This window comes from Mesorhizobium sp. LNJC391B00 (assembly GCF_000502535.1).
In the GTDB taxonomy this organism is placed as follows: Bacteria; Pseudomonadota; Alphaproteobacteria; order Rhizobiales; family Rhizobiaceae; genus Mesorhizobium.
The window spans coordinates 1-20845 of sequence record NZ_AYWI01000012.1; the positions used below are offsets into that span (position 1 = coordinate 1).

At 63.3% G+C, this 20845-nt stretch carries 21 protein-coding genes; 8 read left to right on the forward strand and 13 right to left on the reverse strand.

The window, feature by feature from the left end; translation table 11 throughout:
• The 4 genes from X750_RS1000000166535 to X750_RS140815 all read left to right on the forward strand — a co-directional run.
• On the forward strand, nucleotides 1-1148 hold a 1148-nt coding region (locus X750_RS1000000166535; protein ID WP_032904823.1), incomplete at its 5' end, for a hypothetical protein.
• 3 nt (nucleotides 1149-1151) lie between these two features.
• On the forward strand, nucleotides 1152-1424 hold the full coding sequence (locus X750_RS140825; protein ID WP_023748370.1) for a hypothetical protein: 273 nt from the start codon (nucleotides 1152-1154) through the stop codon (nucleotides 1422-1424).
• The gene (locus X750_RS140820; RefSeq protein WP_023748371.1) at nucleotides 1424-3961 is read left to right on the forward strand and encodes a hypothetical protein; all 2538 of its coding nucleotides are present in this window, start codon (nucleotides 1424-1426) and stop codon (nucleotides 3959-3961) included. The genes X750_RS140825 and X750_RS140820 overlap by 1 nt, the downstream gene beginning before the upstream one ends.
• A 51-nt stretch (nucleotides 3962-4012) precedes the next feature.
• Nucleotides 4013-6226, forward strand: coding sequence for a hypothetical protein (locus tag X750_RS140815; RefSeq protein WP_210164062.1), 2214 nt, complete (start codon nucleotides 4013-4015; stop codon nucleotides 6224-6226).
• Between the two features lie 6 nt (nucleotides 6227-6232).
• Here the strand turns inward: X750_RS140815 and X750_RS1000000166005 are convergent, their stop codons facing one another.
• Nucleotides 6233-6415, reverse strand: coding sequence for a hypothetical protein (locus X750_RS1000000166005; protein WP_156932439.1), 183 nt, complete (start codon nucleotides 6413-6415; stop codon nucleotides 6233-6235).
• A 140-nt stretch (nucleotides 6416-6555) separates the two neighbouring features.
• Between X750_RS1000000166005 and X750_RS1000000163845 the strand changes: the two genes are divergently transcribed.
• The 3 genes from X750_RS1000000163845 to X750_RS140805 all read left to right on the forward strand — a co-directional run bounded on the left by X750_RS1000000163845 (nucleotide 6556) and on the right by X750_RS140805 (nucleotide 8135).
• Nucleotides 6556-7359 (forward strand): phage tail tip lysozyme, encoded by an 804-nt coding sequence (locus X750_RS1000000163845; protein WP_023748374.1) that lies wholly within the window; start codon nucleotides 6556-6558, stop codon nucleotides 7357-7359.
• A gap of 74 nt (nucleotides 7360-7433) precedes the next feature.
• A complete protein-coding gene (locus X750_RS140810) occupies nucleotides 7434-7664 on the forward strand; it encodes a hypothetical protein (RefSeq protein ID WP_156932440.1) in 231 nt (76 codons plus the stop codon).
• A gap of 129 nt (nucleotides 7665-7793) precedes the next feature.
• Complete coding sequence (locus X750_RS140805; protein ID WP_023748377.1) at nucleotides 7794-8135, forward strand: DUF1515 family protein; 342 nt, start codon at nucleotides 7794-7796, stop codon at nucleotides 8133-8135.
• On the opposite strand, the gene X750_RS140800 is transcribed toward X750_RS140805, so the two are convergent.
• From X750_RS140800 to X750_RS140765, 8 genes are all read right to left on the reverse strand, one after another.
• Nucleotides 8132-8638, reverse strand: coding sequence for a GIY-YIG nuclease family protein (locus X750_RS140800; RefSeq protein ID WP_023748378.1), 507 nt, complete (start codon nucleotides 8636-8638; stop codon nucleotides 8132-8134). The two genes, X750_RS140805 and X750_RS140800, sit on opposite strands and share 4 nt — an antisense overlap.
• A complete protein-coding gene (locus X750_RS140795) occupies nucleotides 8635-8865 on the reverse strand; it encodes a hypothetical protein (protein ID WP_156932441.1) in 231 nt (76 codons plus the stop codon). Before X750_RS140795 ends, X750_RS140800 begins: the two co-directional genes overlap by 4 nt.
• A 395-nt stretch (nucleotides 8866-9260) precedes the next feature.
• Entirely contained in the window at nucleotides 9261-10322 is a 1062-nt protein-coding gene (gene ugpC, locus X750_RS140790) for a sn-glycerol-3-phosphate ABC transporter ATP-binding protein UgpC (protein ID WP_023748380.1), read from the reverse strand.
• A 39-nt stretch (nucleotides 10323-10361) separates the two neighbouring features.
• On the reverse strand, nucleotides 10362-11183 hold the full coding sequence (locus X750_RS140785; protein ID WP_023700756.1) for a carbohydrate ABC transporter permease: 822 nt from the start codon (nucleotides 11181-11183) through the stop codon (nucleotides 10362-10364).
• A complete protein-coding gene (locus X750_RS140780; protein ID WP_023693414.1) occupies nucleotides 11184-12122 on the reverse strand; it encodes a sugar ABC transporter permease in 939 nt (312 codons plus the stop codon). It lies immediately after the preceding gene.
• Nucleotides 12122-13459 (reverse strand): sugar ABC transporter substrate-binding protein, encoded by a 1338-nt coding sequence (locus X750_RS140775; protein ID WP_023715831.1) that lies wholly within the window; start codon nucleotides 13457-13459, stop codon nucleotides 12122-12124. Before X750_RS140775 ends, X750_RS140780 begins: the two co-directional genes overlap by 1 nt.
• Nucleotides 13460-13525: 66 nt before the next feature.
• Nucleotides 13526-14185 carry a GntR family transcriptional regulator gene (locus X750_RS140770; RefSeq protein ID WP_023738696.1) on the reverse strand — a complete coding sequence of 220 codons (660 nt, stop codon included), beginning with the start codon at nucleotides 14183-14185 and terminating at the stop codon, nucleotides 13526-13528.
• Nucleotides 14186-14209: 24 nt separating this feature from the next.
• Complete coding sequence (locus tag X750_RS140765; RefSeq protein WP_023748381.1) at nucleotides 14210-15094, reverse strand: dihydrodipicolinate synthase family protein; 885 nt, start codon at nucleotides 15092-15094, stop codon at nucleotides 14210-14212.
• A 237-nt stretch (nucleotides 15095-15331) separates the two neighbouring features.
• Between X750_RS140765 and X750_RS140760 the strand changes: the two genes are divergently transcribed.
• Complete coding sequence (locus X750_RS140760; protein ID WP_023748382.1) at nucleotides 15332-16474, forward strand: hypothetical protein; 1143 nt, start codon at nucleotides 15332-15334, stop codon at nucleotides 16472-16474.
• Nucleotides 16475-16709: 235 nt separating this feature from the next.
• Here X750_RS140760 and dprA read toward each other — a convergent pair whose 3' ends face one another.
• The 4 genes from dprA to X750_RS140740 are packed head-to-tail and all read right to left on the reverse strand — an operon-like array spanning nucleotide 16710 to nucleotide 20741.
• Nucleotides 16710-17837 (reverse strand): DNA-processing protein DprA, encoded by a 1128-nt coding sequence (gene dprA / locus X750_RS140755; protein WP_023742459.1) that lies wholly within the window; start codon nucleotides 17835-17837, stop codon nucleotides 16710-16712.
• Nucleotides 17834-18439, reverse strand: a complete 606-nt coding sequence (gene plsY, locus X750_RS140750) for a glycerol-3-phosphate 1-O-acyltransferase PlsY (RefSeq protein ID WP_023748383.1) — start codon at nucleotides 18437-18439, stop codon at nucleotides 17834-17836. The genes dprA and plsY overlap by 4 nt, the downstream gene beginning before the upstream one ends.
• 56 nt (nucleotides 18440-18495) lie before the next feature.
• Nucleotides 18496-19782, reverse strand: coding sequence for a dihydroorotase (locus tag X750_RS140745; RefSeq protein ID WP_023748384.1), 1287 nt, complete (start codon nucleotides 19780-19782; stop codon nucleotides 18496-18498).
• Nucleotides 19779-20741 carry an aspartate carbamoyltransferase catalytic subunit gene (locus X750_RS140740; protein WP_023688599.1) on the reverse strand — a complete coding sequence of 321 codons (963 nt, stop codon included), beginning with the start codon at nucleotides 20739-20741 and terminating at the stop codon, nucleotides 19779-19781. The genes X750_RS140745 and X750_RS140740 overlap by 4 nt, the downstream gene beginning before the upstream one ends.
• Between the last annotated feature and the right edge of the window lie 104 nt (nucleotides 20742-20845).

Below are 20845 nucleotides of genomic sequence, written 5' to 3' on the forward strand. Positions count from 1 at the left end.
TGCTGGGCCGCGAGGTGCCCGAAGAGGTTTTGCCGCGCGCGGCCGCCGGCGAGGCCGAGCCCGGCGACTTCAGGACGATCGCCGAAGCATTGGGCGTGACGCCGGACCCGGCAGCGGTTCGGGCCGCCGATCTGGCGGCCGAGCAGCCGGCGCTGGACGCCGCCGCCTTCGGCCCGCCGCCTGCAGGCCTGACCGACGACGAAGCCGCCAGGATGGCCGCCCAGGGCCTGCGCGCGGCCGAATTGCCGGATGACATGCGATCGTCGGCGATCGACCGCATTGTTGAAGGCCGAAAGGCCCGCGAGCCAATCCGGACGGCTGTAACGCCAGCGGGCGAGGCAATTCCGATTTCCGCCGGAGACCTGCCCGAGCGTGGCCTGGTCGTTGCCAACCGTTACGAGGACGGAAATCTTTACATCGGAAAGCCGGGCGAGCCGCATTTCGCGGTCGATGACCGCTATCCGCATTCGCTGCGCGGTGATCCGGTTACCACGGGCTTTGTGACGCCGGACGGTCAATTTCTTGATCGCGTCGAGGCGCTCGCCTGGGTCAATGCCAACGAAAAAAAGATCAAGCCTTCCTCGAACATGGTCGGCGAACTGGACGCTCTGGACTATCGCGAGCAGGTTCCCGATGGCAAAAAGAAGGGGGTGACCGTGCAGCCGGCGGAAGTGCAAAATCCGCCTTCCTTTCTGGCAAAATTGAGCCCGGAAAATCGCGCGGCTTTTCAAGCCTCGTCCGATGTTAACAAGGATGTCGCCCTCCGTCTGGGGAGGAAAATCGACGAACTGACAGCTTCCGGCAGCGACCGGGCAAGTCAACTCTCGGAAAAGCTCGGTGATATCCTCGAAGCAATGAACCTTGCTCCCGAGCCGATCTTTGTGCGCGACGGAGCGCCTGCGCCCGAGCCGGCGACGGCCGAGGCGGGCGAGGTCGCCGCGCTCGCACTGACCGAAGCGCGCCGGCCGACTGCTGGTGAGGCAAAGCCGGTCAACCTCGAAAGCACCAAGAAGCTGTCCGTCTGGGATGCGATGCCGGCGGCCAAGGCTGCCGACGGCGACATTTTACACGCCACCCACGAAACGATGATTGCCGATGCCGACAGGACCGAATTTTTCGGCGACCTGATCGCAAACTGTAAGGATTGAGCCATGCCACAGTTTCGCAAGAAGCCAGTCGTCATCGAGGCTATGCAATGGATCGGACCAGATCCCTCCAAAATCGAATACCTCACTACGTTCGATGACTGGATTTCAGCCAACCAGGGATCGCGCAAATGCCGGTATCGCGGCCAGTCGATGATTATCCCGACGCTGGAAGGGGATCATGAAGCCTCGCCGGGTGACTGGATCATTCGTGGCATCAAGGGCGAGCTCTATCCCTGCAAACCGGACATCTTCGCGGCCACTTACGAGGCGATTTGATGGGCCTGAAAGACTGCCTGATTTCCGCCGTCGAACAGAAGGCGATCACGCGCGAGGAAGCTTCGTTCCTCGCCGACGAATTCGATGAACGCTTTGCTCAAGCTCGGCTTTCCATGGGCGACGATCTGGCGAAGGCGAAGGCGCGCAAGGATCTGGAAATCCAGCTGAAGGCGGAAGCGGCCGAAGCGCGCCGGCGGGCCGACCTGACCGAGGCGCGCCGCCTGGGCGTCAAGGGTTTCCTGCAGGGCTATCGCGGCCGCGACGGCAAGGCCAACGTGTTCGAAGCCGCCATGGCGCTGCTGTCGCACTACGGTTTTCGCGGCGAATCGAGCGTACGCGGCAAGACCGAAGCCATCATCATTGGCGCGCAAAAGAACCTCGACAAGGTGATGTTCTCCTTCGAGCGCAAGGGCCTGCTGGGCAAGCGCGCCAACAAGGCGCTGCAGAGCGACGTGGTCAAGGAGCTGCACGGCGAGGCCGCCGGCGACGCCACGGCCAAGCAGCTGGCGCGGGCGATTTCCAGCGTGTTCGAAGATCTCCGGCAGCGCTTCAACGCCGCCGGCGGCGCGATCGGCAAGCTCGACAATTTCGGCCTGCCGCACGATCACAACCGGCTGAAGGTCAAGGCCGCCGGCCGCGATGCCTGGAAGGCTGAAATCACCGAATTGCTCGACCCCAGCCGGATGACCAACCCGCTGACCGGCCAGCCGCTTTCCGCCGGCGGGCTCGATCAGGCGCTTGACCATGTCTGGGAGTCCATCGTTTCGAATGGCCGGGCGCATCTGCAGCCGTCCATGGTGCGTCGCGGGCAGGGCGCCATTGCCTCGCAACGGCAGGAGGAACGTTTCCTCACCTTCCGCGACGCCGCCAGCTGGGAAGCCTACAACGCGAAATACGGCAAGGGCGATATCGTCCAGGCGATCTTCGGCCACATCAACGGCATGGCCCGCGACATCGCGGCCATGGAAGTGCTGGGACCGAACCCGACCGCCATGGTCGAGTATATGAAACAGGCGGTGGCGCACGAGATCGGCAAGCTGGAAACCGGCAAGCCGACGCTGGCAAAGGGCGCAACCATCTTCAAAGACAGCCAGGCGGCGGTCGCGGCGCACCGCATCGACAGCCTGTGGCAGAACATGCGCGGCCGGCCGGAAGTCGCCAGCGGTGCAGCTCTCACCACGTCGAACATCAAGAACGTGATGACCAGCGCCCAACTCGGTAGCACCGTCATCCTTGCCGCTACGACCGACCCGTTCGTGTCGCGCGCCGCGCGCAAGCTGGCCGGACTGCCGCTGACCTCGACGATCGTCGATATGGTCAAGCTGATCGGCAAGGGCAATCGCGAGGAAATATTCTCGTCCGGCGTGATGTGGGAAGAATATCTGCACGTCATGAACGATGAACTGCGCTTTGCCGGGCCGGCGGTCGGCTCCAACTGGTCGCGCTGGCTTGCCGACCGCACCGTGTCGCTGACCGGCCTTTCGCCTTTGACCACGGGCCGCAAGCTCCTCGAGGCGCGCGCGTGGCAGAAGACGGTGGCCGACAATGCCGGCAAGACCTTCGGCCAGCTCGATGCGCGGTTCCGCACGGCGCTGGAAGGCTTTGGCGTCACCCCGGCGCATTGGGATATCTGGCGCCAGGCCAAAGACCCCGCCGGCTTCGTCACGCCGCGCCAGATCGAGCTGAATGGCGGCGCCGTACAATATCTCGACATGCGCACGGCCCCGCCGCACCAGATCGCCGGCGAGGCCAAGGCGCTGGCGCATCGCGAGGCCGGCGAAAAACTGTCCGAAGTCATCAACAGCTGGTCGGAGCGCTCGGTGCCGGCCGGAACGCCGAACAGCCGCTCGATCGTCACCGGGCTGGCCGAGCGCGGCTCTGTCGGCGGCGAGCTGCTGGATTTCTTTCTGCAGTACAAGAGTTTCGGCCTGTCGTTCACCGCCATGCAGCTGGAAGCCACGTTCGAAATGGCGGCACGGCGCGGCGGCGGCAAGGGTTTCCGGTCGGGCGCGGCCTATTTCGCGCCGATGGCCATCATGCTGACCATGGGCGGCGCCGCCTATATCCAGATCAAGAGCCTGCTCGACGCCAAGAAACCGGAGGATATGAACCCGGCGACCAATCCCGGTTTCTGGCTGAAAGCCGGCCTGCAGGGCGGCGGCTTCGGCCTGTTCGGCGACTTCGTCAAATCGACGGAAAACCGCTTCGGCCAGTCGATACAGGAATCGCTGCTTGGGCCGGGCATCGCCTTTGTCGGCGACACGGCCGGGCTGACACTGGGCAATGTGCAGGCGGCGATCGCCGGCGACAAGATCAACCCCGGCCGCCAGGTGCGCAAATATCTGCAGCGCTATACGCCGATCATCGCCTCCAACTGGCTGACGCGCGGCGTCTACAACCGCCTGGTGCTGGACAATCTGCAATGGCTGCTCGATCCCGACGCCGACAAGAGCTTCAAGGCGCAGATCGGCCTGGCGAAAAAGAACGGCACGCCCTACATCGTCAAACCCGGTCAGCTGACGCCGCTGGGCCGCTGACCATTTGACGCTTGCCGCCGCGAGTCATCCTGCAGCCTCAACCATTGAGGATTGCAGATGGCCGCGACCCCATATCCGCTCCCGCGCGAAACCCGCGAATCCGCCATCCTTGTCGGCAACGGCACGGTCGGCCCTTATGGCCCGTCACTCTACAAGATCTTCGACACCGCCGATGTGAAGGTGTTTGCCAAGCTGCTGGGCGCCACGGTCTACAGCGACGTGACGGCGAATTGCACCATTGCCAAGGTCAACCCGGCATCGGCCTATGACTTTTTCACGGTGACCTTCAACGCCGCGGTGCTGGCCTCGACCAGCTGGTATCACCAGGCGCGCCGCACCGCCGAGCGCTCGGTGGCGGTGACCAAGGCCGGCACGATCACGGCGGCCGAGTTGGAAAAGGAGCTGTCCAAGCAGGCCAGCGCGGAGAGCGAGCTGCGCCGCGATGTGGATAGGGCAGTGCGGGTGAATGCTGGCGCTAATCCTGTGACAATTATCGCCGGCGCCGATGGCGAATTGGTGATGTTTGACGGCGGAAACGTCGTCACGTCGGGCGAGAACGTGGAGACCATCCTAGGCTCGACCGCATCGGCGGCGGCATCGGCCGCAGCCGCCGGTGCCTCCGCTGGCGAGGCCGCAGCCTCGGCCGGTGCTGCAGCCGGTTCGGCTGGCGCGGCAAGTGCGTCGGCCACAGCGGCCGCAAATTCCGCTTTGGCCGCCGCGAACGCGACCCAGGCACTTCCCTACACGTTTTCGACAACGGTTGCCGATGCCGATCCCGGCAATGGTGCCTTTCGCCTGAACAACGCCAGTATCGCCTTGGCGACGGCGGCTTACATCGACAACCAAGACAGCGATGCGGTCAGCCAGACGGGTTTCCTCAATACCGTCGACGATAGCACCAACACCGTTCGCGGAACGCTGACAATCCGCTCCAAGAGCAATCCGGCGATCAAGCACGTCTTCAACATTCTCGGCTCCGTGGTCGATGGGATAGGCTATCGCAAGCTGGCGCTTTCGTACCTGTCAGGCTCGGGCGTCTTCACCAACGGCATGGCCTGCTGGCTGATATTCACGCGGTCGGGCGATAATGCCGCCTTTGGCGCGCCGATTGTGATCCTGAGTTCGGGTCAGTCGAACGTCGCCCTGCATCCGGCACTGGCATGGGTTCCCGCACCAAATCTCTACCTTTGGAACCATGACGGCCTTGTCGACGCGGCCACGCATGTCGGCACGGCCTTTGCGCCCATGGACCCGACAACGATGGGCTACGACTACGCCTACGCCAACGAGATCGCGAAGGCCAACCCGCTCTCCAAGGTATACCTTCTCAAGATCGGACAAGGCTCGCTCGCTATCGCTCAATGGATGGTCGGCGCGGCCGCACCCGATATGTACGCATGCTGCAAGAACAACGTCCAGGCGGCGCTTGCCGTCATCGGCGCGACCAAGATCGATGAATTCCTATTTTGGGAAGTCGAGACCGACGCCTACAATGGCAGCACCACGCTCTTTGCGGACTACGAAACGGTAATCGCGCGCTTTCGCACCGAGACCTGGTTCCCCGCATCGACGCCGATCGTCATCATGGCTGGGTCTCCCTACGTCGGGTTCAGCCCGTCGATCAGATATTACAACGACATCCTGCGCCACGTCGTCAACTATGAACCTAACAGGCGCATCTATGTCGATACTGCGGCCCTGCCGCAGGCCAACTTCGATGCGGCCTCGGACTATATCCACATGACGGCATCCGGCTATCAGTTGCTGGGCATTGTTGCCTATGGAGCCGTGCGCCAAGGCATCGGAGCGTGGCGCGTCACCAACCCGCCACAGACCATCATCAAGAAGATAAACGGCCCCCGGTCGAATACGGCGGTGCTGGCTTCCGACGAAGAGCTCAAGCTCATTCTGAAGACCCCCAAGGTTTACAAGATCAAGCTAGACATTCGCGGCACGCTCACGGCAGCGGAAGATTTCAAGTGGGGTCTTATCGGCCCGGCCGTTTATGTGTTGCAGACGTTCACCAGGCTTCATACGACCGAGGCTCCCACCGCGCCCGTCTTTTCGGCGACCAACAACGCATATCCCACCAATCAGGCGGTTCTTGTCGGAACCGCGTGCCAGTTTCGGCTTTTGATAGAAGTCCTTGTATGGCCGTCGGCTGATGGGCTGTTCGCGTTCCAGTGGTCGCAGAACACGGGCGGAGCGGGCAGCACGATCGTGTTCTTTGGCAGCACCCTCGAGTTTGCCGAGGTGACTGTCTGACGCGACCTATGGCCTGCCACCATGCAGGCCGCGCCACGCGATGGCAAGCAGAAGCAGGATGCAGACTATGGCAATCAGCCGCCAATCGGTCAGGCTTTCATGGGCCATGGCCGCGCGATATCCGGCCTCCATCTGCGCATCCATCCAGGCAGCTTCTTGACTTATGGGATCGTTGGCGGGGATCGTCACAGTGTCCATTCCTGACCTTCGCATCATCCGGTGCCATGGGCAACCCGCTGTCATGACGCGATTCAATCTGTGGTGCGCCTTCGCAGTTGACGCAACCCGCTCGGCTTTAGCTTGTCGGAGACCCCCACAAGGATTTCGGCATGGCAAAGGGCAAGGCACAGGATCTGTTTCGTTCGAAGGCGCCGTGGATCATGGCGCTGCTGATGCGCGATTTCAAAATTGCCGTTGACGACGCGGCCGCGATCGTCGGCAATCTCGGCCATGAGAGCGGCGGCTTTGCCTCGCTGCAGGAAACCAAGCCGACCGTGCCCAGCTCGCGCGGCGGCTTCGGCTGGGCGCAGTGGACCGGGCCGCGCCGGCGGAAATACGAGGCCTACTACAACCGCGCCGCGCTCGATGGCGCCGGCGACCAGGCCAATTACGGTTTTCTGTTCTCGGAGCTGAAGGGCTCCTATCGCGGCGCGATCGCCAAGCTGCAGGCGGCCAAGGGGCTGGCGGCCAAGGTCAAGGCTTTCGAGCTGGCCTATGAGCAGTCCGGCAAGAAGCACTACGCCAGCCGCAACCAGTGGGCGGCGATCGCGCTTGAGGCATGGAACGACGCCGGCGCAGCACCCAAGCTGCCCGCCTGGGCGCTGCCGCCCAAGAAGGATGCGCCGCCGCTCAAGCCAGCGCCGACGCCGCCGGCCGCGCCGCCGGCGCCGGAGGTGATCGAAAAGAAAGTCGTCGCCGATCCCGGCGAGCTGCACACGCCGGTGACCAGGTCAAAGACGTTCTGGACGTGGATGCTGACGGCGATCGGCGCGCCGGTCGCCGCTTTCGGCAATCTCGACTGGCGCGTGCAGCTGGCGATCGTCGGCGTCATCGTCGCCTTCGCGGCCTACGGCATCACCAGGCGGGCGCAGCTGGCGCAGGCGGTGCGCGACCTCAAGGCCGAACTCGAATGAGTTGGGTAGCTGCAGCCCTTCGTTTGGCCCTGCCGGCCGCAGGCGAGGCGCTGGGAGCGCTTTGGCGCTTCGCGATGACGCCAGTGGGCCGCATCGTCCTGCTTGCCCTGCTGGTGGCCGTCCTTGTGGCGGTCGCCTACCTGTACGGCCGGCACGATGGCCGCGCTGCACTCGCCGCCGAGCTGGCCGGCGACCGCATCACAATCCTTAAGGATGGAAAGGCGATCGACAATGAAGTGCTTGCCGCTGATGATCCTGCTTTGTGCGCTCTGCTCGGTGGTTGCCTGCAGCCCGACGCTGACTAGCCCCTGCGACGTGCTGGTGAGCATGCAACCAAAGCCGGCGACGAATTCTTATATCGTCGCCAATGATCGCAGCTTCGCCGTCGCCGTGGCGCAGCATCGCGGCCGCTTCCAGAAGTACCGTTGCAGCTGATGACCGCCAGCCTTAACGAGATCTACGATCGGCTCGGCCGCCTTACCGCGACCCTCGAAGGCGTGTCCGAGCACCTTGAGCGGCAGGATCAGAAAAGCGTGGTCAGCCGCGCGGCCATGCACAAGCGGCTTGACGATGTCGTGCTGCGTGTCGGCTATCTGGAAAGCGATGTCGGCTCGATCAAGACGACAACCGCCGGCATGAAGGAAGTCACCGACGAGGTGCGCGAGTGGAAGCAACGCGGCCTGGGCGCCCTGGGCGTTATCGGCATCGGCGGCGCGGTCCTGGGCGGCGCAACCGTCTGGTTCTGGGGCCAGATATTGGCGGCGCTGCGCGGTTAGCCGCCTACGCGAAAGTCCAGCCGCTCGATGTGAGAGGCCAAATGTCGCTGCATCACCCTGATCACTGTCAGCGATTTCTTGAACCACTCGCCCGATGAACGGTGCGGTTCGAGCTCCTTGTGCAGCCGCCTTTCGTCGTAGCGCGTGCCAGGCACGGCAAAGAAAAACATTACAGGATCGGCGGTCGAGGTTTTCAGCGTCAACAGCCTCGCGCCCGGATTAGTCGAAAAACCGACTTTGACGCGGTCCCGAATGCCGAGAAAATAAACGTAGCCTTTGCTCGCCGGGTGTACCTCTTCCTCTTTTGGTTCAGAGGACCCGCGCGGCGCTTCCAAAACTTTGGTCACGAAGTTCCGCGACCAATCAACCGCCTCGCCAACACTGTACCAGCGACCATCGGGATGGCGCAGGTCTTGCCCCTTGTGGCCGGCCGCGCGCAGTTCGCGACCGGGCTGGAAGCGCGGCCGCCCGCCGCGCCACGAGACGTGCTTTATTCCCTTCATCGGCCGGTGGTCCTGTACTCGCGGCGGTGCAGTGCGCCGCAGCTACCGCTGGCAACGCCGACCTTCTCATTGATGATGTAAAGCATGGCAACGGTGGCATCGTGCAGTGACACCAGCTTGCCGGCGTCGGCTTCTTCCTGCATGAAAATCAAAGCGTCGACCATCGAGCGAATTTCCGCCAGCTGCTGGTCGATATTCGAAAGGGGCATCGGAACGACGTTAGACATGGTCTTTCTCCAGAATAGCGCCAGCTTCCAAACTGGCGGCCGGACACACCGGGTTGGAAGACCGACTGGAGATCGGCGAGCTTTCGCTCCCCAATGTGCCCGACCATAAAAAAACGCGCATGAGCGCGTTGGGCGCTCCAGTAACCGGCTTCCAACCCGGACCCCACGTTTGCGAGGCACGGCGAAAATGAGTCTTTTTTCCTACGGTGTCAAGCGGCAATGGGCGGTCAAGAACGTGCGACTTTTGACACGAATGGCTTAAGTAACTGATATAACGTGTTGATTCTGCTTATTGCACAACGAACTTTTAATCAGTAGGTCTCGGGTTCGAACCCCGACGCGCTCACCAGAAATACTTCGTGCGGAAGTTGCCCTGTCAGCAGCCCCCATCGCCCCTACAATCGTTGCCCGGTCTTGACGTCGAACAGATGAGCGCAGGCGCGGTCGATCTCGATGCGCATCTGCTCGCCCTGTTTCAGTGCCAGCCGCTCGCGGAAAAGGCAGGAGATTTCTTCTCCGGCGCAGTCGACCCTGGCAAAGATTTCCGAACCCGTTGCTTCCAGAAGCACGATCGTGCCGGGGATTCCTTTGGCGGTCGTCGCTCGGATGTGTTCGGGGCGGATGCCGTAGATGAGGTCGCCGCCGGGAATGTTGGTCAGGTCGATGCCTTCCGGCAGCGGCAAGATCAGTCCACCGGCGCTGCGGAAAACACCTTCCTCGACATGGCCGCGAATGAAATTCATCGCCGGCGAGCCGATGAAGCCGGCAACGAAGAGGTTGGCCGGGCGATCGTAGAGATCGAGCGGCGCGCCGATCTGTTCGACAAGGCCGTCATGCAGCACGACGATCTTGTCGGCCATGGTCATGGCCTCGATCTGGTCGTGCGTGACGTAGATGGTTGTGGTCCCGAGCCGCTGGTGCAGCGCCTTGATCTCGCCGCGCATCTGCACGCGCAATTTGGCGTCGAGATTGGACAGCGGCTCGTCGAACAGGAACACCTGCGGGTCGCGCACGATGGCGCGGCCCATGGCGACGCGCTGGCGCTGGCCGCCGGAAAGCTGACGCGGATAGCGGTCGAGCAGCTTGTCCAGGCCGAGAATGCTGGCGGCCCTGCCGACGCGGCCGGCGGTGTCGGCCGGATCGGCTTTCTTGATCTTCAGGGCAAAGCCCATATTGTCGGCCACCGTCATATGCGGATAGAGCGCGTAGTTCTGGAACACCATGGCGATGTTTCGGTCGCGCGCCCTGAGATTGTTGACGACGCGATCGCCAATGGCGATCCTGCCGCCCGAGATCGTTTCCAGTCCGGCAATCATGCGCAGCAGCGTCGACTTTCCGCAGCCCGACGGCCCGACCAGGATGACGAATTCGCCATCGGCGATGTCGACGCTGACATCGTGGATGATCTTGGCGGCTCCGAAAGCCTTCTGAACGTTGTTGATTGTTACCGATGCCATTGGATCTCTCCCGGAAATGAGTGATGTCGGGGCCGTGCCTCAGCCGCCCTTGACGGCGCCTGCGGTCAGCCCGGCGACGATCTGCCTTTGCGCGAACAGGGTCAGCACCAGCACCGGCAGCGTGACCACAAGTGCTGCGGCGGCGAGCGGGCCCCAGCTCACCTGCTCGTAGGAAAGCATGTTGTAGACGGCGACCGGCAGCGTGCGGGTCTCGCGGCTGGCGAGCACAATGCCGAAGACGAAATTGTTCCATGAGAAGATGATCGACAGGATGAAGGCGACGACAATGCCCGGCTTGGCGATGGGCAAGGCGACCAGCCGGAACACCTGCCAGGAACTGGCGCCATCGATGTTGGCCGCTTCTTCCAGCTCCATCGGCGTGGTCTCGAAATAGCCGATCATCACCCAGACCACGATCGGCACCGTCACCACCAGATGGATGATGATCTGCGGCCACAGCGTGCCGAGAATGCCGACCCACTGGAACAGCAGGAACAGCGGAATGAGATAGGAAAGCCCCGGCGTCATGCGGGCGATCATGATGACCACCGCCGAGCGTTCGGCCTTGAGCCGCGCGATGCCATAGCCGGCCGGCACGCCGATGAGCAGCGCGAGCAACGTTGCCGTGCCCGTCACCAGAACCGAATTCCAGAAATAGAGCAGGAAATTGTTCTCCTCGAATACCTTCACATAGTTCGACCAGGCGAGATGTTCCGGGATCAGGATCGGCGGGTATGCACCGTTGTCGATCTCGAACTTCAGCGACAGCGAGATCATCCAGAGGAAGAACAGGATCGCCGGCGAGACGAAGACCAGAGCCGCGAAAAACAGCCCGATCCGGTTGAGCAGCCGTGAACTCATCTATTTGCCCTCCACCCCGATCCATTGGGAGCGCTGGCGCAGCATCAGCAGGATGAAGGACAGCGCGACGATGACGATGAAGAACACCACGGCCATGGCCGAGCCATAGCCGATGTCGTAGTAGGAGAAGGCGGTGTTGTAGAGATAGATGTTGATGGTTTCCGAGGCCGTGCCCGGTCCGCCTTGGGTCATGGCATAGATGATGTCAAAACTTTTCAGCGCATCGATGGTGCGGATGATCATCGCGATCATCAGGAACGGCGCGATCATCGGCAAGGTGAGATAGCGGAATTGCTGCCAGGCGTTGGCGCCATCGATCTCGGCGCTCTCGAAGGGCTCGCGCGGCACGGAGGCCAAGCCGCCCAGCACGATCAGCATCACCAGCGGCGTCCACTGCCATGTCTCGACCGCAACCAGGGACGGGATGACCGTCCTGGCATTAAAGATCCATTCCTGCGCCGGGATGCCGACCAGCGACAACAGATAGTTGAGCACGCCGAGCTGGGGATGGAACATCATCGTCCAGACCAGCGCCACGGCGACTGGCGTTGCCATCATCGGCATGACGAAGACGCCGCGCAACAGGCCGCGCAGCGGAAATTTGGCGTCGAAGATCAGCGCCGCGACAGTGCCGAGGAACATCGGCGCCGCAACCGAAAGCGCCGTGTAGGTCAGCGTATGGAAAAGCGATTCCCAGAAGCGTTGGTCGACGGCCAGCCGCAGGTAATTTTCCATCCCGGCAAAGCTTCGCGCCTGGCCGAGGGTCCAGCGGTTGACGCTCATCCACAGTGTGAAGGCCCAGGGAAAGACGATCACGGCGCCGACGACGACGAGCGCCGGGACGACGAAAGGCCAGTAGTTGGGAGCCAGCCGGATGGTCTGGCTCCCTTCGATGGCTTGCGTCGTCACCCCGGTGCGTTCTGGGGTGATGGCGGACATCAGCCTTGCTCGCTCCGGTCGAGCACCGGCTGGAACTGCTCGGTGGCCTTCTTCAGTTCCTCCGCCGGATCGGCGCCGGCGATCAGATTGGTCAGCGCCACGCCATAGATGTCGCGGAACTCGGTGACCGGAATGATGACCGGCAGCGACAGCCGGCTGACATTGCCCGAGCCGACCACGGCATCGAGCCAACTCGCCGGCATGGTGACGCCTTCGCGCACCTTGGGATTTTCCAGCACCGACTTGCGGAACGGCACGCCGGCACCCGCCTGCAGCAGGCGCGCGCCCATCGCGGGCGAAATCGCCCACTGGCAGAAGAGGTAGGCGGCCTCCTTCTTCTCGCTGGCGGCCGTCACGCCGAGGCCGTCGCCAAAGGTGCCGGCGGCATGCGCCTTAGGCCCCTTGGGCATGACGCCGTAGCCAACCTTGCCGACAACTCGTGACTTTTCCGGATTTTCCATTGGCGGGGCAAAGCCGACGCCATCGAACCACATCCCGATCTTGCCTTGCAGGAAGGCGGACTGGGCTTCGGCCCAGTTGAATCCGGTGACGCCTGGAGGCGCCGACTTGGTCATCAGCCGCTGGTAGAGGCTGGCCGCCTCGACCGCCTCGGGCGAGGTCGTGCGCAGCTTGCCCTTGTCGTCGAGCGGCGTCATGTCGTAGCCGAGCATAAGCGACGTCCACACCGGCGTGTTGGCGTTCTTGAGGCCGCGGGCGACAAAGCCGTAGGTGTTGGTCGACGGGTCGGTCAGCGCTTCGGCGGCCGCCACCAATTGCTCGAAGGTTTCAGGGTATTTGAGGCCCTTGGCCTCGAACAATTCCTTGTTCCAGTAGACGATCCAGTAGTCGACTGAGAACGGCAGCGAGCGCAGCACGCCCTGGCCGTCCTTGGCAAACAGCATGCCGGCATCGGCGAAATCGGTTTCCACCAGCGTAGGATCGGTCAGGGTCGGGTCGGCGAGATAGCCTGATATGTCGGCCAGCCAGCCGCCCTTTTCGAACTGCCGCTTCTGCACGTGGTAGCTCAGATGCACGACGTCGAAGCTCGGTTTGCCGGAGCTCAGTTCGATCACCGTCTTCTGGCGCTGCTGCTGTTCCGGCGTCGCTTCGGCATTGACCTTGATCCCGGTCAGTTCCTCGAACTCGGCGATGTATTTTATCAGCGTGTCGCTGCGCGGGCTTTTCACCAGATTGACGTCAAGCGTCGTTCCCGCAAAGCGCTTCCAGTCGACGCCGGCGGCAAAGCTTGGGCGAACGCCGGCAAAGCCGGCGGCGGCAAGGGCGGCGGTTCCCTGGAGGAGTTGCCTCCTGGTTGGGTTGAACAGATTGGACGACATTTTCTTCCTCCCGGTTGTTGTCGTTGTCGATTGCGCCGCAGCGACCGCGGCGCGGCTCATGCTTCCTCAGATTTGCAGCGCCAGCCGGCGCGCCTTGTCGATATGCTGGCTAATGGCCTCGACCGCCTTGCCAGGATCGCGGCTCTGCATCGCATCGATCACCGCCAGGTGCTCGCGCATGACCGGCACGACGCGCCCGTCGATACGGAACCGCTCCTGGTGGATCAGCCGGATCTTCACCGAATTGACCAGATAGGCCTTGGCGATGATCTCGTTGCCCAGCGCATCGATGAACGTGTCGTGCATGGCCCAGTCGATGGTCTGCGCCTTGGCCTCCATCTCCGGCGTCGGGGTATGCGCCAGCGCCTGGGCAAGCATGTCCTCATGCTCGCGCCGCAAGCGGGCAAGCTCGGCGTCGGACGCGCTGACCGTAAACAGCGCCACCGCTTCACGCTCCATGAACAGGCGGAACTGAAAGGCCTCGCGGATCAGGCTGATATCGATATGGGCGATCTGCATGCCGCGCTGCGGGAAGGTCGTCAGCAGTCCTTCCGCCTCGAGACGCGGCACGATCTCGCGAATGGCGCCGAGCGGCAGTCCGGTGAAGGCAACCAGCTCACGCTGCGACACGAACTGGCCCGGCTTGAAGTCGCGCGCCAGCAAATGCCGCGTGAAGCTGGCATAGGCCTTCTCCCTGAGGGTGGTCGGTTCGTTGCCGTCTTCCATTTCGGCGCGCCTTCTCTTTGCCGGTCAGGCCGGTTCCCTGGCAAACAAGCTGTCATAGGCTGCGGCAAGCTGCTGCTGCCCTTGCGACGCGATCGGCTCCAGCGGCGGACGGACCGCCAGCCAGCGCTCGTCGCCGGTCTTACGCGCCACCATCACCTTTACCGCCGGGGTGACCGGATATTTGAGCAATTCGAGCACAAAACTCTCGACGCGAGGATCGTCGCGCCCGTCCTCGGCCATGGCGCGGATTTCGCCCGGGACGAAATTGGCCATGCCCGAGATTGCGCCTTGACCACCCAGTCGCACCGCACGCGCCAGATGCCTTTCATCGCCGATCAGGATCACCAGATCGCCATGGGCGGCAAGCAGCGCCTCGCTGTAGCTCCAATTTCCACCGGAATCCTTGACCCCGGCGACCACGTCGGGAAAAGCAGTGCGCAACCGGCCGATCAGGCCAAGCGAAAGCTGCACCATGGTAACCGAAGGGATGTTGTAGAGCAGCACGTCACGGGCGAGGGGGCCGAGCGCGGCAAAGACGGCGGAGAACCAGCCGAAAAGGCCCTCCTCGCCGACATTCTTGAAGTAGCTCGGCGGGGCCAGCAGAATGTTTCGGGCGCCTCGCTGCAAGGCATGCTGTGCCTGTTCGGCGGCGTCTTCGGCGGCGTCGACCAGCACGCCGGCAACGAGTTGATGCGGCAAGATTCCAGCAGCCAGCATGGCTTCGGTCACCGACCGCCGCTCCGTCGTGCCCACCGACGCGCCTTCCCCTGTGGTGCCGAAAAGCGTCACGCTGCCGCAACCCTGCGCCAGGCAACTTTCGGCCTGAGCGATCATGGGAGCGGTGGCGATCTGCCCGCGGGCATCGAAAGGCGTGGCGAGAGCGGCCGAAAGGCCAAAGCGTGATGTCACCGGAAGGTCTCCGAAGTAGGTGTGTATGCCGTGCTAGCACACTAACATGTTAGTCGTAAATTGGGGTGGTGCGCTTTTTTAACGGCGGAGGGCCTTCACAGGTTCGAAGCCCATGGCGGATCGAGACCATTGGCGAAACAGCAGGATGGTCCAGTGTTCGGGCGCGGAGCGGCAGCTCCAAGCTTGTCCCCATTCCAGTCGATGGCTAAACTCAGCCTTCCCAGGGGAGGTTCTGACATGACACTTCAGCTTTCGGCGGATGCTGTCGCTCCTAAGGCGGCGGCGCCTCAAAAATACCTCTTCGGCCCGGTCGCCGATTTCCTCATGCTGGGCGGCAGCGCCTTTCTCATCCTGCCGGTGCTGTTTCTCGTTCCGCTCGAATATGAAGGTCCGGTGGCCGCAACGATGGTCTTCGTGGCCTATCTCGTGAACTATCCCCACTTCGCCCATTCCTACCAGCTCTTCTACCGCAATTTCGGGCGCAAGGTGACGGGCGACGGCTACGACAGGAGCCTGCAGCTCCGCTACATCTTCGCGGGCATTGTCGTGCCCCTGGTCATGGCCGGGTTCTTTGCCTATGGCGCCGCGGCGGCGAACACGCGCCTGCTCGGCTATGCCACCAACGCCATGTTCTTTTTTGTCGGTTGGCACTACGTCAAGCAGGGCTACGGCATGCTGATGGTGGATGCGGTGCTGAAGCGCAAATTCTTCGACGACCGCGACAAGAAGGTGCTGCTGGTGAACTCCTATGCGGTGTGGATCCTGGCATGGCTGCAGACGAATACGGCGGTCACCCAAGGCAAATATTATGGCCTGGACTATTACACATTCGCGGCCCCTTCCTGGATCACCGACATTGCCCTGTTGGCGGCCGTTGCGTCGACGGCGGCCACGCTTTTGATGTTGGCCAATCGCTGGCGAAAGAACGGCGGCGGTCTGCCCTATAACGGCTTGGTGGCCTATGTCGCGTCGCTCTATCTCTGGATCCTGATTGCGCGCGTAAACCCGCTTTGGCTGTTGATCGTGCCCGCGCTCCACTCGCTGCAATACCTAGCCGTGGTCTGGCGCTACCAGACGAACGTCGAGCGCGACAGTTCCGATGCCGAAGGCGATCCGCAGCCGAAAATCCTGTCCTTTCTCGGCCCCCTCTACAGGTTTCGGCTCCTCGGCTTCATCGTCGGCGGCACGGCCCTTGGCTATCTCGGCTTCTGGCTGATCCCATCCGCGCTGACGGCCTTGATCCCGTATGACAGGCAAGTGCTGGGGTCATCGCTGTTCTTCTTCATCGTGCTCATCTTCATCAATGTGCACCATTATTTTCTGGACAATGTGATGTGGCGCCGTGGCAATCCGGAGGTATCGAAGTATCTGTTCCGCTGACTGATGCGCAGACTGTCGAGCCCGGTTTTCGTCAGCTGTCGAATATGCCATTGCGAGCGTGATCGTCAGTGCAACGGAGAGCCCTGGAATGGCGGAGTGCTTTTCCGAGAGCCGCCTGGAAAATACCCTACGGTGGCATCTGTACCGGCGTTGGCGACTATGCCGAGGTTGGCGCCGCCGGCGTAACCCTCGACGCGTGAGTTGCGGCCGACGTGCGGCGGGATCGGCTGGAACGTCACGAAACCAGTGAGACATTGCCGCCGGCATGGCGCTCGATGCGGCCGGCAAGGTCGAGTTCCAGCAGCACCATGGAGACTTGCGCGGCGTTGAGGCCGGTGTGGCGGATGATCTCGTCCACGCCCACCGGCGTTGGGCCCAGCGCCTCGAGCACGCCGCTGCGTTCGTCCTCACCGGGCGGGGGTGTTGCCGAAAAATCGGGTGCCTTTTCTGGCGGCGCAATGCTTCGCGTTCGCGTGCCCGCCAAGGGTGCGATCGCACCGGAAACGTCGGCCGCCTCGGTGACCAGGGTGGCGCCATCCTTGAGCAGCCCGTTGGAGCCGGCGCAGCGCGGATCGAGCGGCGAACCCGGTACGGCAAAGACCAGCCGGCCCATCTCGCCGGCCAGACGCGCGCTGATCAGCGAGCCGGAGCGTTGCGCAGCTTCGATGACCACCAGTCCGAGGGCGGCGCCCGCGACAAGCCGGTTGCGGCGCGGAAAATCCTGCGCCCGCGGCTGCCAGCCGAACGGCATTTCCGAAATAACGGCGCCGCCACGCTCGGCAATGTCTTCGCACAAGCCGATATTTTCGGGCGGGTAGGGGACATCGAGCCCACCGGCCAGCACACCCACTGTACCAGTCGAGAGACTGCCCTGGTGTGCTGCCGTGTCGATGCCGCGCGCCAGGCCGGAAACGATGACGTAGCCGTCGCGGCCAAGATCCGCCGCCAGCATGCGCGCCATCTTGATGCCGGCGAGCGACGCGTTGCGGGCGCCGACGATGGCCACCGCCGGCAGGCGAAAGACGGCTGCCTCCCCCTTCACGGCAATCAGTGGCGGCGGATTGTCCATGTTTTTCAGCATCGGCGGGTAGTCGGCCTCGCCGATGCCGACGAAGCGGGCGCCGTTTTCACTGGCTGCGTCGAGTTCCGCTTCGGCTTCCTCCACGGAAGGAATGCGCATGATCCTTTTGGCTCCGCCCGAAATCATCAGCTCGGGCAGCATCTCCAACGCCGCCTCCGCCGAACCAAAGCGGTTGATCAATTCGCGAAACGAGGCCGGGCCGACATTTTGTGTGCGGATCAGCCGCAGCCAGCTCAGCCGCTGCCGGTCGCTGAGGCGCGGCCCGGCGGCGGGCTTGCTCAACCCTTGGCTCCGATCTTGCCTTCGGTGCCGGCAAGAAGGCGCGAAATGTTGGCGCGATGTTTGAAGATGACGATCAGGCTCATCACCAGGAACAGCCCGGCGGTCTCAGGTGTGCTCCAGAAATAAAGCGGGATCGGCACGATGACCGCCGCCGTCAGCGCTGCCAGCGAGGAATAGCGAAACAGAAAAGCCATCGCCAGCCAGACGGCGATAAAAATCAGCGCCACATGCCAGCCGAGCGCGATCAGCACGCCGAGATAGGTCGCCACGCCCTTGCCGCCCTTGAAACCGAGCCAGACCGGAAACAGATGGCCAAGGAAGGCGCCAAGGCCCGCCCAGAGTCCAAGGCCGGCCCACAATCCGTAGTCGTGTCCAAAATGGCGCGCGATCATCACCGCCGCCGTACCCTTCAACGCGTCGAGCACCAGCGTCGCGGCGGCGAGGCCCTTGTTGCCGGTGCGCAGAACGTTGGTGGCGCCGATATTGCCGGAGCCGATTTTGCGCACATCGCCGAGGCCGGCCGCGCGGGTGATCAAGAGGCCGAAGGGAATCGAGCCGAGGAGATAGCCGAACAGCAATGCCAGGATAACGTTATAACTCATTGTTTGCCCCCGCATTTCCCCAGCAACATATCGGTCTGCGACGTGGCGCGATCGCTCTAGCTCGAAAACACTGTGCGGCCCGCCACCAGCGTTTGCAAGACCATGCCTTGCAGCCGCGCACCTTCGAAGCAGGTGTTTTTCGAGCGCGAACGGATGCCGCTTTCACTCACGATCCAGGGTTCTTCAAGGTCGATCAGCGCAAGATCGGCCGGCGCTCCCGGCTTCAGCGTGCCGCCCGGCAGGCCGAACAGCCTTGCTGGTGCGGTGGACAGTGTTTCGACCAGCCGAAGTAGCGGCACGTCGCCATTGTGGTAGAGCCGAAGCGCTGCTCCAAGCAGCGTCTCCAGCCCGATCGCGCCGGCAGCTGCATCGGCGAAGGGAAGGCGCTTGGTGTCGACATCCTGCGGGTCGTGCGAGGAGACGATGATGTCGATCGTGCCGTCTTTGACCGCTTCGATCATGGCCAGCCGGTCTTCCTCTGCGCGCAAAGGCGGCGTCAGCCGGAAGAAGGTGCGGTATTCCCCGACATCGTTCTCGTTCAGCGACAGATTGTGGATCGCCACGCCCGCCGTGACATTGGCCTGGTCGGCTTTCGCCCGCGTCATCGCTTGCGCTGCCATCGCCGTCGAGATCTTGGCCGCGTGGTAGGCGCCGCGCGTCAGCCGTGCCAGCGCCAGGTCGCGCTCCAGCGGGATGGACTCGGCCTCGCGCGGAATGCCGGCAAGGCCGAGCCAGCTGGCATACAGGCCTTCATTCATCACGCCTGCCGAAGCGAGGTCGCCATCCTGTGTCTCATGTGCGATGACGCCGCCGAAATCGCGGGCATAGGTCAGCGCCCGGCGCATCACCAGTGCGCTGGATATTGTGTGCCGCCCATCGGTGAAGGCGACCGCACCGGCCTCGCGCAACAGGCCGAATTCGGTCATCTCGCGACCGGCGAGGCCTTTGGTGATCGCCGCCGCCGGAAAGATGTTGACGCTTGCCGTGTCCCGGGCGGTGCGCAGCACGAATTCGACCAGCGCGACATTGTCGATCACCGGGTCCGTGTCGGGCATCATAACGACGGAGGTAACGCCGCCGGCCGCCGCCGCAACGCTGGCCGAAGCGATGGTCTCGCGATGTTCGCCGCCCGGTTCGCCGATGAAGACGCGCGCGTCGATCAGGCCGGGAATGATTGCCTTGCCGGCGCAGTCGACCACGGTGGCTCCCGCCGGCAGGCCCTGGTTCAGGGCAGCCTTGCCGGCGGCAACGATCTTTTTCCCCTCGACGATCACGGTGCCGACCTCGTCGAAGCCGCGTGACGGGTCGACGATGCGGGCGCGCTCAAAGACCGTCGTGCTCATGCGCTCCGGCCCTCGTTGCGGCGCGGGTCGAGCAGCGCTTCCATCACCGCCATGCGCACGGCGACACCCATCTCGACCTGTTCCTGGATGACGCTTTGCGGACCGTCGGCGATTTCGGACGCAATCTCGACGCCGCGGTTCATCGGCCCGGGATGCATGACCAGCGCGCCGTCCTTGGCGGCCTTCAGTTTTTCGGCATCGAGGCCGAAATAGCGGAAATATTCGCGCACCGAAGGCACGAAGGCGCCTTCCATCCGCTCACGCTGCAAGCGCAGCATCATCACCACGTCGGCGCCCTTGAGGCCCTCGGCCATCGAGCGCGAGACGATGACGCCCATTTTCTCGATGCCGGACGGCAGCAGCGTCGACGGCGCCACGACCCGCACCTGCGCGCCAAGCGCGTTCAACAGCATGATGTTGGAACGCGCGACGCGCGAATGCAGGATGTCGCCGCAGATCGCTACGATCAGTTTCGACAGCGGCCCCTTGGCACGGCGGATGGTCAGCGCGTCGAGCAGCGCCTGCGTCGGGTGTTCATGCGCGCCGTCGCCGGCATTGACCACCGAGCAGCCAACCTTCTGCGCCAAAAGGGCGGCGGCGCCCGCCGATTGGTGGCGGATGATCAGGATGTCGGGCCGCATGGCGTTCAGCGTCATCGCCGTGTCGATCAGCGTCTCGCCCTTCTTCACCGAAGAGCTCGCCACCGACATGTTCATGACGTCGGCGCCGAGCCGTTTCCCGGCCAGTTCGAACGACGACTGCGTGCGCGTCGAGGCTTCGTAGAAGAGGTTGATCTGGGTGCGGCCGCGCAGCGTCGAGGTCTTCTTTTCGGACTGCCGCGAAATGGCGACGGCGCGATCGGCCCGGTCGAGCAGAAGCTCGATGTCACCGGGGGAAAGATCGCGGATGCCCAGAAGATGGCGGTGAGGATAAAGCGGCAGGGACGAAGCGTCGGTCATCTCAAGGCGCTGCTATAGGGGGGAGAATTCCTTGCCGCAAGCGCCAGCTTGGGATTGCTGCCTTTCTCCCCGGTATTTTCGTCGCGCGCGCCGCCTGGCTTGGG